The organism is Vibrio sp. STUT-A16 (genome assembly GCF_026000495.1).
Taxonomy (GTDB): domain Bacteria; phylum Pseudomonadota; class Gammaproteobacteria; order Enterobacterales; family Vibrionaceae; genus Vibrio; species Vibrio diabolicus.
On the sequence record NZ_AP026766.1, the window covers coordinates 372,608 to 388,511 of the forward strand.

The 15,904-nt window shown below is 45.1% G+C and carries 6 protein-coding genes; 3 read left to right on the top strand and 3 right to left on the bottom strand.

The features are described 5' to 3' along the window. Positions 1-113 precede the first annotated feature (113 nt). Together OO778_RS18265 and OO778_RS18270 are read left to right on the top strand one after the other, a co-directional pair. The gene (locus OO778_RS18265) at positions 114-1,955 is read left to right on the top strand and encodes a 2-oxoacid:acceptor oxidoreductase subunit alpha (RefSeq protein WP_264912319.1); all 1,842 of its coding nucleotides are present in this window, start codon (positions 114-116) and stop codon (positions 1,953-1,955) included. Further along, the gene (locus tag OO778_RS18270) at positions 1,945-2,943 is read left to right on the top strand and encodes a 2-oxoacid:ferredoxin oxidoreductase subunit beta (protein WP_074190517.1); all 999 of its coding nucleotides are present in this window, start codon (positions 1,945-1,947) and stop codon (positions 2,941-2,943) included. The genes OO778_RS18265 and OO778_RS18270 overlap by 11 nt, the downstream gene beginning before the upstream one ends. 183 nt (positions 2,944-3,126) lie before the next feature. Here OO778_RS18270 and OO778_RS18275 read toward each other — a convergent pair whose 3' ends face one another. Continuing rightward, the gene (locus tag OO778_RS18275) at positions 3,127-3,771 is read right to left on the bottom strand and encodes a CatB-related O-acetyltransferase (protein WP_074190516.1); all 645 of its coding nucleotides are present in this window, start codon (positions 3,769-3,771) and stop codon (positions 3,127-3,129) included. 94 nt (positions 3,772-3,865) lie between these two features. Next, positions 3,866-5,017: a class C beta-lactamase gene (gene ampC / locus OO778_RS18280; protein WP_074190515.1), complete on the bottom strand. Its 1,152-nt coding sequence runs from the start codon at positions 5,015-5,017 to the stop codon at positions 3,866-3,868. Positions 5,018-5,376: 359 nt separating this feature from the next. Between ampC and OO778_RS18285 the strand changes: the two genes are divergently transcribed. Next, positions 5,377-6,780, top strand: a complete 1,404-nt coding sequence (locus OO778_RS18285; RefSeq protein WP_074190514.1) for a PLP-dependent aminotransferase family protein — start codon at positions 5,377-5,379, stop codon at positions 6,778-6,780. A 388-nt stretch (positions 6,781-7,168) separates the two neighbouring features. Here OO778_RS18285 and OO778_RS18290 read toward each other — a convergent pair whose 3' ends face one another. Beyond that, positions 7,169-15,871 (bottom strand): Ig-like domain-containing protein, encoded by an 8,703-nt coding sequence (locus OO778_RS18290; RefSeq protein WP_264912320.1) that lies wholly within the window; start codon positions 15,869-15,871, stop codon positions 7,169-7,171. Between the last annotated feature and the right edge of the window lie 33 nt (positions 15,872-15,904).

Sequence of the window (15,904 nt, forward strand, 5' to 3'; positions counted from 1 at the left end):
CTCTACACTCATAATGCTCGTGCTTACGGCATTTTCTCCAACCTTTATTCCATTGCATCTCATTAAGTGCAATAAAACATACTGAACTTGCTCTAACACGGTAAGAGGTTTTAATGACAATAATTCAACTTAAACGCGAAGTGATCTGTTTTGCTGGCGATTCTGGAGATGGTATCCAATTACTTGGAGAACGCTTTTCAGACAACTCGTCGAAACAAGGAAACGATGTCATGACGTTACCTGATTATCCAGCTGAGATAAGGGCTCCGGCAGGAACCACATCTGGAGTATCGGCTTTTCAGATGCAGTTTGCCTCAACAGAGATTTATACTCCTGGCGACGATTTTTCAGTCTTAATCGCTCTGAATGCCGCTGCATTAAAAACCAAAATCTCACAACTCGTTGAAGGCGGTTTGGTGCTTATTGATCTCGATGGTTTTAATAAAAAAAACCTTGAGCTTGCTGGCTATGAATCTAACCCATTGAGCGATGGTAGCCTCGCAAATTACCGAGTGATTAGTGACAGTTTTACGCGTTTAACCGTTCAATCTCTTTCTCAGTTAAACATAGCGCCTAAAGTAGTGAAGCGAAGCAAAAACTTTTTTATGATTGGTATTGTTTTATGGATTTACAGCCGTCCACTAGAACCGACCATTGAATGGCTAAATAATAAATTCGCTGACAATCCGCAAGCGAGAGAGGCAAATACTTTAGCCATAAAGTCGGGATTTCATTATGCCGAAACAACCGAAATATTCAGCGACTGTTTTCAGGTTGCTCCCGTAGCAGATAAAGCAGGCTTGTATCGCACTGTTTCAGGGAACGAAGCATTATCGCTTGGGTTAATATGCGCAGCAGAAAAACTCCAACGCCAGCTATTTTTGGGCTCGTACCCCATAACACCCGCCTCAGATATTCTACACACGCTATCAACCTATCAACACTTTGGGGTTACGACATTCCAAGCAGAAGATGAGATTGCAGCTGCTTGTTCAGCTTTAGGCGCATCTTATGCTGGCGGTTTAGGAGTCACATCAACGTCTGGCCCTGGATTATGTTTGAAAGCAGAGACCATTAACCTTGCCGTGATGGCGGAGTTGCCAATGGTTGTTATCAACGTACAACGTGGAGGCCCCTCAACTGGCCTACCGACTAAAACAGAGCAATCAGACTTGCTTTTGTCTTTGTATGGTAGAAATGGGGATTCACCACTCCCAGTGTTGGCTCCTGCTTCTCCCGCAGACTGCTTTGACATGGCAATCGAGGCCTGTCGAATTGCTACTACATTTATGACGCCAGTGATCTTATTGAGTGACGGCTACTTAGCAAACGGCTCCGAATCTTGGCTCGTGCCCAACCCTGATGAGATTAAGCTCACTGCCGAGGCAGCAAAAGCAAACATAAGCCCGTTTTATCCCTATGCCCGTGATGACGTGTATTACAGCAGAGAGTGGGTCACGCCTGGTACAAAAGAGAAAATGCATCGCATTGGAGGATTGGAAAAGCAAGCGATTACAGGCAACCCTTCTCATGATCCTGAAAACCACCAGCGCATGACTGATGAAAGAGCAAAAAAAATAAATAACATCTGCCATTTCATCCCTAAACAAACGCTAACAGGCAGTACTCAAGACTCACTGCTAGTGCTAAGTTGGGGAAGCACGCAAGGTTCTGTGTCGACCGCAATTGAGCATCTGAGAAAGCAAGGAGCATCGGTTGCTCACGCCCATATTAAGTATCTAAACCCGTTTCCAATCAATTTGGAAGAGATCATTAGCCAATTCAAACATGTGCTTGTTTTTGAGTTGAATAACCAACAACTCGTCAAAGTGATTCGCTCACAATATGCCATTTCTGCACGCTCCGTAACCCAAGTTAAGGGGTTACCATTCAAAGTTCACGAGGTTATTGAGTCTATTAACCACCACCTGAAGGATATTAAAAATGACGACTAAGGTACTCAACCGCAAAGATTTCGCATCTGATGTTGAAGTCAAATGGTGTCGAGGCTGTGGTGATTTTAACGTATTAAAAACGATGCAATCCGTTCTAGCACGATTAGGTCGAACTAAAGAGAACACCGTATTCATCTCAGGGATTGGCTGCTCATCTCGTTTTCCTTATTATCTCGATACTTATGGATTTCATACGATTCACGGCCGTGCCCCTGCCATCGCTACTGGTGTAAAAGCTAGCAATCCAGAGTTAGATGTTTGGGTTGTAACTGGCGATGGTGACGCACTGAGTATTGGCGGTAATCACTTTATTCACGCGATTCGACGCAACCAAGACATTAAAATTTTGCTTTTTAATAATGCTGTCTATGGACTGACCAAAGGCCAATTTTCCCCGACAAGCGAACAGGGCTTCATTTCTAAGTCGAGTCCTGAAGGTTCTCCCGATCAAGCGCTTAAACCTCTGGCATTAGCAGCATCCGCAGGTGCTACGTTCATAGCACGAACATCGGACAATGATCCTACACACATGACGATGGTGTTAGAGGCTGCTGCCGCGCATTCGGGCACTGCTGTAGTTGAAATCCTGCAAAACTGCGTCATTTTTAACGATAAAGTGCACGAACCTTACAACGGCCCAGCTAATAGAAGCGAACATCTACTTTATCTCTCAGATAATGAACCGTTATTGTTTGGTAAAACACACTCAAAAGCGTTGATCAATAAAGGGTTTGGCTTCCAGATTGTCGAATCAGAGGCCCCGAACCTTTTGCTCCACTCCAGTCAATGCGAGGAGTCATACTATGCTTATGCGCTTGCTAACTTGAGCTATCCAGACTTTCCCGTACCCGTGGGCGTTTTTCGTTCAGTGACTCGACCTACTTTTGATCAGGTCATTCGACATCAAAAACATCAAGCAACTCTAAAATATGGTCAAGGCGACTTAACCGAATTGCTCAAACAAAACAGTTATGAGCGTCTCTGCTAACAATTGAAAGAGCCAGCTATTGAGGCAATCTTCCCTGCAAAGATGAAACTAAAAGGTTTCCGATTCTAGTTGGCAACTTGCTGAATGATGAGTTGATAAGGAAGTGTGGTGGTTGCAGATATCCATCACACTAAAAAGAGGCTCTATAATGAGCCTCTTCTGTTTTTTAAAATAGTGACATCGTCACTCTACTGAATGATTTCTATCGTATTCAGCGCTTGCCTTTTTCAGCCCTTCTAAATCGTCTGAACATAACAATCTCTTCAGGCTGTCGATTTTCTTATCAGGCCAATCATATATCCTAAGAGCGAGTAGTTCGTCTATCGTCTCTAGAGAAAAGCGATATTTGATATGCTTAGCTGGTGAGCCTGCAACCATGCTGTAAGGCTCAACATCTTTCGTCACCACGCTGTTTGCCGCAACGATTGCTCCTTCTCCGATAGTCACACCCGGCATTATCATGGATCGCATACCGAGCCAGGCGCCATCGCCAATGTGAGTATCTCCTTTCCCGACATACGCTTCTTCAATAAAGTCCATAAATGGGTACAAGGAGAACCAATCAGCTCTATGTGTACTATTTCCCCCCATAACAATCACAACTTCCGCTGCAATACAGACAAAGTCACCTATATGTAACTTATCAATCTTCCATTTTGGTTCCCAATCTCGGCTGAACTCATCGCCTTGTAGATATCTTACAACGGACTCCTCAAAACCGGCGTCCCAACAATCACTGTAATAACTATGTTTACCTTTAATCGTTATATTGGGATTCGTAACAACTTCATGTAGCAAAGTCACCTTAGACCAATGCTTAGTTTTCATGAATACTCCTATAAATACTATCGAATAAAACAATGCAGATAGTATGTATCTAAATAAGCTCTAATAATTACGTAGTGCCTATTACCACTAAAATTTATTTCACCACCGAGCTAATAATATTGTAAGCAGCCTCTACTCTTTCTGCATTGGGGTAGTTTTTATTCGCTAGAATCACTATGCCTATTTTTTCAGAGGGTACATACGCGACATATGCCCCAAAGCCACCTGTTGAGCCCGTTTTGTTATACCAAACGTCACGACCGAGAGTACCGGATAAACTTGCTTGAACCGGTTTAGCGTTGAGAATTACGTCGCTGGAGTTACCCTTCAATAATTGCGAAAGTGAAACGGGATAATCATAACCTTCCCACCCTACGGCTTGTGTAAACGTGTCGGTATCAAAATACTTAGTATGAGTTCGCTCTAGCGCGTTTTCTATATCAGTATTAAGTTGCGCTTGACCCATATTTGCTTCGATATATTGAAGCATATCTAAGCTTGTTGATTTAATACCATAGGCTTGTGCATCAAGAATACCTGGATTAACTCTAACGGGTTTTCCCTCAGAACTATAACCAAAAGCATAGTTGTTAAGCTTATCCTTTGGTACATCGACAAACGTATTGGTCATACCGAGCTCAGATAGGATGACGGTTTCCATCATTTCCGTATAGTCTGACTTCATACTCAAGGCACCGATGTAGCCAAATAGACCAATACTAGGGTTTGAGTACTTCCTCTTAGTACCGGCTTCGTACTCCGGTTTCCACGTTTTGTAGTACTGAATCATGTCAGCGTCGTTCGTTACTTCGCTAGGGAATTGCAATGGTAGACCACCTGCAGTGTAGGTTGCGACATGAACTAGCTTGGTATTACCCAGAACACTATTTTCTAATTCTGGAATATAATCTTTGACCTTGTCATCCATATTCAACTTGCCTTTTTCTTGGGCGTACCCAGTCAAAGTAGCGGCAAAAGTTTTACTGATAGAGCCGAGTTCAAAAATAGTGTCGTTAGTGACTAAACTCCCCTTACTTTCGTCAGCGAAACCGTAATTGTAAAAATAACGCATACCATCAATCGTTACTGCAACAGCCAACCCCGGAATGTCGTATTCGTTCATTAATCCTTTAGCACATTCATCAACTACGCTCTTTAATTGACTGCTAACCGTTAACTCCGTTTTCGCAAACGTGACGAAAGAAGTGAGCGATAAAATGGCCACCAAGGCATTGTTTAATTTCATTGAACCCTCAATTTTTAATTTTCACTTATAATTAATTTCTAGTTTATTCCAAGGCTTTTAGCTTTTTATATAAAAGTAATCCTGACTTGAAGAACTCCAATCGTTAACCCCCGTTGAATAACACTGTGTCTTCAAATTTTTAGTGCGATATAAACAGGTTTAAACCTGATCACCGTTGATAGGTAGGCCGATTAGATACGAATGTAAGTAACATCCGTTTGCAAAATGGGGAAATAGTGTACTCAAATGCGCTTTCTCCATACCAAGATAACGGTATACTAGGCAGATATACTTGGTATATACAGATCCACATCCTCACAACGCTTTAGAGCCACTTTTCAACGTCTACAGAGAAAACGATGCCATTTTCACTACACTTCGAAACTGGAAAAGTCACCAGCCAACAGCTTTATTCCGAGATATACCAAGGGATATTAGAAGGCAGATTACGATCAAATGAGAGATTACCGTCGACTCGCATGTTGTCAAAAAAGTTAGGCATAGCAAGAAACACTGTCATTTCGGTGTATGAGCGACTTCAGTTCGAGGGGTGGATAGTAAAAAAGGCAGGGTCTGGCACGTACGTAAGTAATGCTCTAGAACAAACGGTGAATCAAGATAAGAGACCAATAAAACACTACCAACTAGGGGTGTTTGGCACTAACGCAGCGAAAAAGCCAGAGATCATCGCACCAAAGAATCTAGACTATGACTTCACTTTAGGCGTTCCTGATCATCAGAGAATAGCAAAGCATATTTGGCGACACTCAAGACTGAGTAGGCTCAATGCATTAACTCCAGAGTTTGCACATGGTGGTGATTTGCAAGGGTTAGCTTGTTTACGAGAGTCTATCTGCGAGTATGTAAGACATTCGAGAGGCGTAATCTGTGATCCTGAAGACATCATCATTACGCAAGGGTGCCAGCAGGCAATAATGACGACTCTCCTTACATTACTCTCTCCGGGGGACCTCGTGTCGACAGAAGATCCAGGATATCCTGTTTTTCGAAATCAAGCTCGATTGCTTGGCGCGCAAATAGGCACCGTGCCGATGGACGACCAAGGCGTTGTCGTTGAATCAATCCCTTCTAATACCAAAATTATTTATACAACGCCTAGTCATCAGTTCCCTTTAGGCTTTAGCTACTCCGTCGAAAGAAAGTTAGAACTGTTGAGGTGGGCAGAAGTTAATAACGCAATCATTATCGAAGATGATTATGATGCGGAATATCACTATCTCAATACCAGTAAGCAAGCTCTCAAGTCACAAGACAAAAATGACTGCGTCATAATGATAGGCAGTTTCTCTAAAATACTATTTCCCGGCATACGCATTGGCTATATGATTCCACCAAAGTCTTTAATAGAGCCAATTTCAAATATGTTATGGCACTTGGGAAGAAGTACATCTGTAGTGTCTCAAATCCTACTTGACGAATTCATGCGTGACGGTCATTTCTCTCACCATTTACTCAATATGAATAAAATTTACAGCGAAAGGTACCATAAACTCACTCAATTAATTGACAACGTAGATTGCTTACAACGTATTCCGAGCCAAGGTGGGTTACATATAGCAGCTGAAGTATCGGGGTGCGCGACAAAAATGGCGAATAAGTTTGCTTCATCCAATGTAGCGGTTTATCCATCATCACATTTTTCTATCAACAATCATTCTAATGCCATCTTATTTGGATTTGGCATTATCCCTACCCCAAAAATAGAAAAAGCATTTGATATTATTCAATCAGTATTAGATTAAACCGAGATAGTAGCAAGTATCTCATCCTAAAGCAGATATAAAATTGCCCCTTCAAAAATATTATAAACTTAAAGAGTCATAGACTTATGAAGAGGCAATATCAAATTATCGTTTAGGTATCAATTTATCGTCTTGTTATCACCAGCAGAGTCAGGGCAACTGCGAGCTTGGAACGCTTTTCAACCCAATAAGGGTTCACTACGAATTGTGGCTCTCTAACCCGCTTGTTTTGCTTCAGCCCCAACACTATATTTCTTCGACTATAAACGTACTAGGTTCAAAGTAAAGCGACGTATCACGCATTAATCTCCAGTAATTTACCATACCGCTTCATGATCACTTGGGATACAAATTATCGAAAAATACCAAACCATAAGTTAATACGCTGCTAACGGCTCAAAAAATAACGAAGTTGTAGCGCAATTATATCAACATCATTTTCATGTAAAAAATAACGAGCGCCTTGGACACCGATCTCCCAATTATCTGAGAGGTTGTAGCCAACTTCTGCACCAATATATCCATCAAAACCATCCACTTCCGTCGTTATCTTGCTGCCTTGATACGTACTTTCAATATCGGTATCCCAAAACAAGCCCCCTAAACTCAGTTTTGCGGACCATGAATTGTATTGCCAGAACTTATAACCGATGTCGAAGCCTATGCCCTTAACAAGGAGTGGTGCTATAGATGCGACACTAACGTGATAGTCTTCTGGTGAAGTAGTCGCACTACGCAATGTTGCACTACCTTCCCCCATATCAATATAACGGATAGTTCCTGACCATTGCTCAGAAAAAGCATATCCAAACCCGATAGAACGGTAGAGCCCGGTGTTGTCAGTAGAGATTACGTTATCACCTTTAACAGCATCACGCTCATCTGCATGGCTTGACCCCATTTGAACATCAACATACCAACCCGCTTGACTACTAAAACTAAACACAGCAATTAGTGCTAGAGCACTGTTTCTTCCATAACGTTTCATGGCTCCTAACAAAATCAAAAGCATCAACACCATGCCACCCAATGATCCTGCTGAAGTATTTTCAACCTTTACATCTCTTACCAACTTAACTGTCACTATAACTTTCCCTGTGTCTTGCAGGCCTTGGCTATCTTGAATGATATATGTCAACACATCATTGCCTTCAAACCCTGAGGTAGGGGTATAGGTCACGCTCTGATCTGCATTCATGACCACCTGCCCATACTGCGCTTGGACTGAAACCAACTTCAATGTGTCGTTATCCGGATCGGTATCGTTAGCAAGGACATAAACCGTGACAGGGGTACGATCATCGGTGGTAATATTATCGTCCACCGCATTCGGATTCTGACTGTTTACCACATTCACCGTCACCTTCGCCGATCCCGTTCCACCATTACCATCCGTTACGCTATAAGTGATCAAAGCCTCCCCGTAGTACTGTGGTTGAGTGACATAACTTAGTTTGTTATCAACCACACTAACACTACCAATATCTACAGAAGCGCGACTTACCTTCAGCCCATCACCATCAGCATCGGTATCATTGCTCAATACATCGAGCGTCACCGTACCATTGAGACTCACAAACGCATTGTCGTCAATCGCTTGAGGAAGTGCATTATTGCTTACACGAGCGGCAACGACGCCAGGGTCAACGACACTGCCATTAGCCAATCCGTCATCATCGTTCGGACCACCGTCTTCAATGGTAAGTTGTACACACCAGTCACCTTCAGTCAGACCCTGTGACCATGAACTGTGCCCTGGTGGCGGACAATAACCAGCCTCGCCAGCACTAGAAGAAACTGTGTTTTGAGCATCCTCAATAAAGTCTATCCACCCCTGTTCAGCGTTATACTTTCGGTACACTGCATTTGCTGGAACAGGTAAACGCTGAGGCAAAACTAATTGATAGCTTTGGCCGGGCAGCGGCAAATTAGTTACTACAAAATCAAAGATTCCCCCGATGCTCTTCATGTTGATATCTTTAGGAAGCTCCTCATCTAGCAATAAAGCTCCTCCTGTTGTGTTAGTCAGAATGGTTATTCCTTTGCGTAAACAGACACCTGGCTGCCCCTCAATGAGGAAGCGATCTTTTTCTGACACAACCTGTTGAATTACGTTACAGTCAGAAATTGCGTCAAGATAGTCAGGAATGCCATCACCATCACTATCATTATGACCTTCTTGATCATCCGGGATTAAGTCGCCATCACTATCTTCACTTCCGAGCTCCGCCAATGTGTGTACCACTTCTAAATAGACATTCCGTGTCACTGATAATGGTGGAGTGCCATTGTCAGTAACTGTCAATTGCAAATTGTAAATCGCTGAACTCAGTAATTGCGGAGAGAAAGTCAATGTTTCGCTGTACATCTGCCCCGCAATCACTTGGTTAAGTACATCGCTATCACTACTCCATCTGAAACTGTGTATATCGGACATATTTGCATCATTAACACTGCTTGTGATTGTGACCGGTTCAACACCATTTTCAATTTGGCTCCGCTGCTCCCCCGCCTGAGATACACTTACCGAGACCTTCGGAGCCACATTCTCTTCAAAGATTGTCAAGGTGTAACGACTCTTACTACCTAGATTAAGGGTGCTGTCCAAATCAATCACTAAGGTTTCAACGCCTTCACTTTGTCCATCATTAAGTAGTTCGAACGAAAGTTTGCCTTCGGTACCACTAGTTATCACCACTTCGCCAGAGGTGAGTGTGTGGTCATCACTGTCTGTGCTTCCTGAAACCGTGTAAGGTACGACTACTGGGTAACTCGGCGAAGGGCCGTTAAGGTGTATCGTTACGCTATGGTTGGTGCCTTCCGTGGTTTGCGCATCTTTGGAGATACTTATCAGTGGATACACTGTTACCGTTTGACTAGCCTCAGCGACGTTTCCATCAGAGTCTTGAGTACGCCAATAGACCGTATTAGTTCCAGGTCGGAAGAAGGTCGTGCTGTAGACCAATGAAACAGGTAATAGCTTGCCTGTACTATCTCGGGCCACGGCAGAGCCTAATTCAACTTTAGTAAAGAGCGAAGTTGCTTTCACTTCAATATCTGAAGGTGCGGTTATTGTTGGTGCGTCCAATTTCGCACTTTTAATTGTCACGATTGCTTTCGCGGTGGCCTTTCCACCATTACCATCTTTCACACTGTATTGCACTGTCACTGTACCAATTGAGGTCGTTACCAATTGGATTTGACTGCCCACAATCGTTGCCGTTCCAGATGTAGGTTTAACCCATTCCAGTTGTAATGTGTCTAGATCAATATCGCTGTCGTTGCTGAGTACATCCAATAAGTAGCTACCATCGTTACTCTCGGTAAAGACATAGGTATCATTAACTGCCATTGGTTCATCATTGACGTTGATTACCGTGATGCTAAACGCTGCTAGAGAGGCGCTTAGCTCACCGTCAGAGACACTAATAACAATATTATTGGTACTGCCAACATGCTCATTTTCCGGCGTACCACTTAGCAACCCAGTTGCTCTATCAAAGGTTGCCCATGATGGTTTATTGCGGATTGAAAAGCTCAAGCTACTACTATCAACATCCGATGCCTGCAGCGCGAAGCGATACGTACTGCCTTCGTCGACCGTAAGAGCAGGAGTGCCACTGATCACTGGCGCGTCATTGACATTGTTAACAACAATACTGAATCGATTGAGCATTGTGGTCGTGAGACCATCAGAAACCGAGATAACAATGCCCTGATATTTGCCAACATCACCATTATCTGGTGTACCACTAAGCGTGCCTGTTGATGCATCAAAGCTAGCCCAAGATGGCTTGTTCACGATACTGAAGGTGAAGGCTTGGCTGTCAACATCTGACACTTGTAGCGTGAACAGATAGATGCTGTCTTCATTCACTTGTGTTGCTGGTGAGCCAGATATAACGGGTGCATCATTCACGTTATTCACAGTAATCGAAAACGCTGACAATGAGGAAGAAATTTTGCCGTCGGATACGCTAATCACTATATCTGAATAAGTCCCCACATCACTGTTACTTGGCGTGCCAGAAAGTGCTCCTGTTGTCTTGTCAAATGTAGCCCAAGGTGGCTTGTTAGCTATCAAGTAGGTCAGAGTATCCGCTGGGTCATCGTCCAATGCCGCGGGCACAAACTGATACACACTATCTTCATCAACTTGCGCCGATGGGGTACCCGTAATCACTGGCGAGTCATTAACGCTATTCACCGTGATGGTCACTAACGCCACTCCAGAGGTAAGTTCTCCGTCACTTACGCTGTAAGTGAAACTGTCCTGACCAAAGAAGTTACTGTTACCCGTATAAACCGCGTGATTGCCTGTGACGGTAACATTACCGTTGACTGGCGATGTTACAATTTGATAGCTCAAAGATGAGCCTTCTGCATCGTTACCATTTAAAGTAATGGTCAGCGGTATCTCTTCCTCTCCCGTAGCACTGATATCGGTCGCGGTTGGTGTATCGTTGACTGGATTAACCGTCAAATCGACACGAACCTCTGTCGAGTCTAGATCACCGTCGTTGACCTTGAACAAGAAGAAGTCGGAGCCATTGAAGTTCGCTTCTGGTGTATAGCGCCAACCATTATTGGTCAACTGCTCTAGCACGCCATGACTGACTTGCTCAGTGATAAGATACTGCAGAGTGTCATCATCGTTATCAATATCTGAACCAACCAGCGTGATCACCAAACTATTGTCTTCATCAAGCGTTTGTGACTGTGCTTGCGCCATTGGTGCGTCGTTGACTGGTGTTACCGTCATGGTCACTGTTGCGACGTTAGATACAGCACCTGCTAAGTCTGCCACCGTATAGGTGAAGCTGTCTTCACCGAAGTAGTTCTCATTGGGGTTGTAAACAATCGCTCCTGACGCCGTCACGTTCACACTGCCATATGCTGGCGTATCGACGACTGTGACACTAGTGAGTTCAAAACTGTCTCCAGCATCGGCATCACTATCATTGCCTAATACGTTGACTTCAAAGGAGCCTCCCTCCAGTAGTTGTGCACTGTTATCAACAGCAACGGGGGCATCATTCACTGGCGTAATATTGAGCGTGACGGTTGCTGGCACGGAGACTGCCTGACCACTATCGGTTAACGTGTAGGTAAAGCTATGTTGACCATTAACGTTCGCTGTTGGCACAATCTTTAGGGTCCCATCGGCATTAACACTGACCGAGGCAAAACTGTATCCCCCCTCTCCTTGACCAAGATCTTGCAGGGTAATACTACTCGCGGTGAATGACCCATCTTCAATATCACTGTCGTTACTTAAAACATCGAGTATCGATGTGACATCTTCATCAAAGGTAAAACTGTCTGCCTCCGCCACTGGTGAGTCATTGACGGAACCGATATTGACGCTGACTGTGGCCGCAAGAGAAACGCCGCCTTCACTGTCTGCGATCGTGTAAGTAAAACTGTCGCTACCATTTTCATTCGCATTCGGCGTATATACAAAAGTGCCTACAGCTTGATCAATGGCGACTTGTCCTTTTTGAGGCAAACTAACTAACGCTAAATCACCCGCTGGGATGCCATCTTCAACATCCTTCGCTTGACTACGCGCGGTGACTGCTGCGCTTGCGGTATCTTCGTCAGTGTTAATGGTCAGCGCTTTCGCGACTGGCGCATCATTTATAGCCATGATAGTGACGGTCACTGTCGCGTCTTGTGACTCCTGCAACAGGGCATCTTTCACGGTATAGGTAAAGCTATCCGTGCCTGTCTCATTACTATTTGGCGTATAGGTAACAACACCATTACTGATCGACACCTGACCTTTAATTGGTTGCGTTTTAACCGTTGCAGAAGAAGCGACCATGTCATCATTAATATCGGAATCGTTGGCTAACAGATCAAATTGTTTCGCCGTATCTTCCTCAGTCGAGAAGCTATCATCAACTGCCGTTGGCGCGACATCGTAGCGTTTAGTCACCGTATCCGTCACTGCATCAGATGCATTGCCTGCGGCATCGGTTACCACCACGCTTACTGTCAACGTCCCCTCTTGCAAACCAGTGACGTCAATGCCCGTTACTTGCATGGTCTCCGAGGAGATTGTTTGACTAGCGCCGTCAATGGTCGTGGTACCGTCGGTCACGCGATAAGTGAACATCGCGTTCACTTCAGCTGCTGCGAAGGTAAAGCTCATCGCCTGTTCGTTGGTTTTGTTAATGCTCTCCTGATCAATGCTGATGCTATGTCCAGTCGGGATCCCCGTATCCACTGAGATCAACAACTGAGTCGCTGCAGTATTGAGGTTGCCAGCTGCATCGCTAAATTGCTCTGCTGCAACATCAATAGTTGCATCCTCAGTGCTTTCTTCTGCAGGTGTAAAGGTAGCCGTGTAACTGGCGCCACTGCCCGCAAAGTTAGAAAGAGTTCCGCCAGCAACGGTCACATCGGCTTCGGCAAAATCAGTTGCGGCTTCACTCAATGTAAACGTGAGTGTTGCCGTTTCACCCGCTTTCAGCGCAGCGCTGGAGCTAGTGATACTGACGGTTGGAAGCACAGTATCGACGCTGATGGAAAGTGGTGTTGCTGCACTATTGCTGTTACCAGAGGCATCGGTATATGTGCCGGTGGCAACATCAATGGTGCCGCTCGCCACACTCTCTTCCGTTGGTGTAAAGTTCGCCGTGTAACTGCTACCGCTGCCCGCAAAGTTGGACAAACTGCCGCCAGTGACGGTGACATCTGACTCAGCAAAGTCACTTGATGACTCACTTAAGGTGAACGTGATACTCGCCGTTTCGCCAGAGATCAAATCGAGGTCTGAACTGCTCAAAGAAACAGTTGGCTGCACGTTATCTAACGTAAATGTTTTGCTAGCAGCACTGGAGGTGTTGCCTGCAGCATCGCTCTGGCTAGCCGCGACCGTCAGGGTGCCGTTGTTAAACGCACTTACATCAAGCTCACTGCCAATAGTCGTCCAAGCCCCGGTATTGTCGGCCGTCACCGTACGACTGGCATAATTGCTGTAGTCCGTGATGGTCACGGTCACGCTATTGCCTGCTTCCGCGCCGGAGCCAGCAATCAGCACGTCGTTGTCTTCTGCCGCATTGACGATGCCATCAGTTTCAATCGGCGTGGTGATGGTCACAGCTGATGGTGCGGCGTTATCCAGGGTAATGCTCTGAGTGGCGGCGGTGGAAGTATTACCTGCTATATCTGCTTGGGTTGCAGACACCGTCAGGGTGCCATTGTTAAACGCACTTACATCAAGCTCGCTGCCGCTCAACGTCCAGTTGCCTGAGTTGTCGGCCGTCACCGTACGACTGACAAAGCTGTTATTGTCCGTGATGGTCACGGTCACGCTGTTGCCTGCTTCCGCGCCGGAGCCAGCGATCAACACATCGTTATCTTCCACTGCATTGACAATACCATCGGTTTCAATCGGCGTGGTGATGGTCACTACTGATGGGCCAGCATTGTCCAGGGTAATGCTCTGTGTGGCTGCGGTGGAGATATTACCTGCTATATCAGCTTGGGTTGCAGACACAGTCAGGGTACCATTGTTCAGGCCACTGATATCCAGCTCGCTGCCGCTCAACGTCCAGTTGCCTGAGTTGTCGGCCGTCACCGTACGACTGACAGAGCTGTTATTGTCTGTGATAGTCACGGTCACGCTGTTGCCTGCTTCCGCGCCGGAGCCAGCGATAAGCACATCGTTGTCTTCTGCAGCGTTGACGATACTGTCAGCCTCAATCGGCGTGGTAATGCTCACTACGGATGGTGCTACTGTATCAATGGTGACACTTAACGCGTTGGATGCCGAGCTAACATTATCATCGCTATCAGACGCTTTAGCACTTATTGCATGTGTAATACCAGACGCCAACTCATTGGTTGTTATCTGCCAGTTTCCTCCATTAGCAGTGCCTGTGCCAATAACCGTTGCACCTCCACCGACTTGATCACTGTATAAAGTAACGATCGATCCACTCTCAGAAATCCCACTAAACGTTGGAGTAGTGTCACTGGTAATATTATCAGTATTTAATGATCCGGTATCCGAGCTAGCATCTAAATCGGGTGTAGATGGCGCATTTGGCGTGGTATCGACTGTAGTAAAGTTAAATGTGGCATCATCGCTGATCCCAGCAAAGCTATTATTTGCGGTGTCAGCCACGGCACTGGATTCAATATGAATGGCGTAAGTCCGGTTTCCTATCAGATCACTGGTTGGGTTTAAATAAACTTTATCGTTGGTAACACTGATACGGCCAGCGCCTGGTGAAGTTGTTGTGCCATCACTTTCGGTGGCAACATTAAATACTTCAAAATCGCGGCTGTCTGTAACATTACGAATGGTAATATTGCCGCTCTTCAGCTCAATATTCTCATCAAAGGCAATCTCGATGTTGTTGCTAACAGAAACATTGGTTGCATCATCAGTGGGGGTTGAGCTCGCACTGACAAAAGTAGGCGCGGTTGAGTCTGAAACCGCAGCGTCATCAATCTTGATACTTTTGATAAGATAACGAGAGTCAGCACCCGGACTTCGGGTAAACGCCATAGTCACTGTATCAACGTCCTGCCATGCAGAATCAGTAAAGTCTGTACCACGTGTCAGGGTAAACAAATCCTGTAACCCTGAGTTTGCTTCACCACCTTTTGGCAAGGTGACAGTTTCGGTCACTGTTTGAGTATTATTAGAGAAGCCAGTTAACACGAGTTGATACGTTTTATCTGAGTCTCGGGCCGACCCCTGTATAAAGGTAATTTCGTCGAAACTGAAGTTAGTACTTGATCGCTCAAAAAAGCGGAAGCCACGATTGTTGAACTCATTAATCATGGTATTTGAGAAAAAAACACCAGCTACAAACCCGAGGTCATTTAGGCCAGTAAACGGAGTGCTATCAGTGCTATTGCCTGCATCTAATACCATAGACACAGCACCTGCATTGGTAAGAGTGACCGAGGGCATACCCCCAGTGACGCCTGTCTCCACCTCACTAAAATTGGAACCTGAACCATTAGAGTAGTTAATCGTTTGCTGTGCGGCCCAGGCTTCACCGGAAAAAAACGCTGAGGACACCCATGCTGTTGTAATTGCGATCGCTACCTGACGACGTAATCTCATTTTCCTCTCCTGAAGATGACGGCCTTATCAACA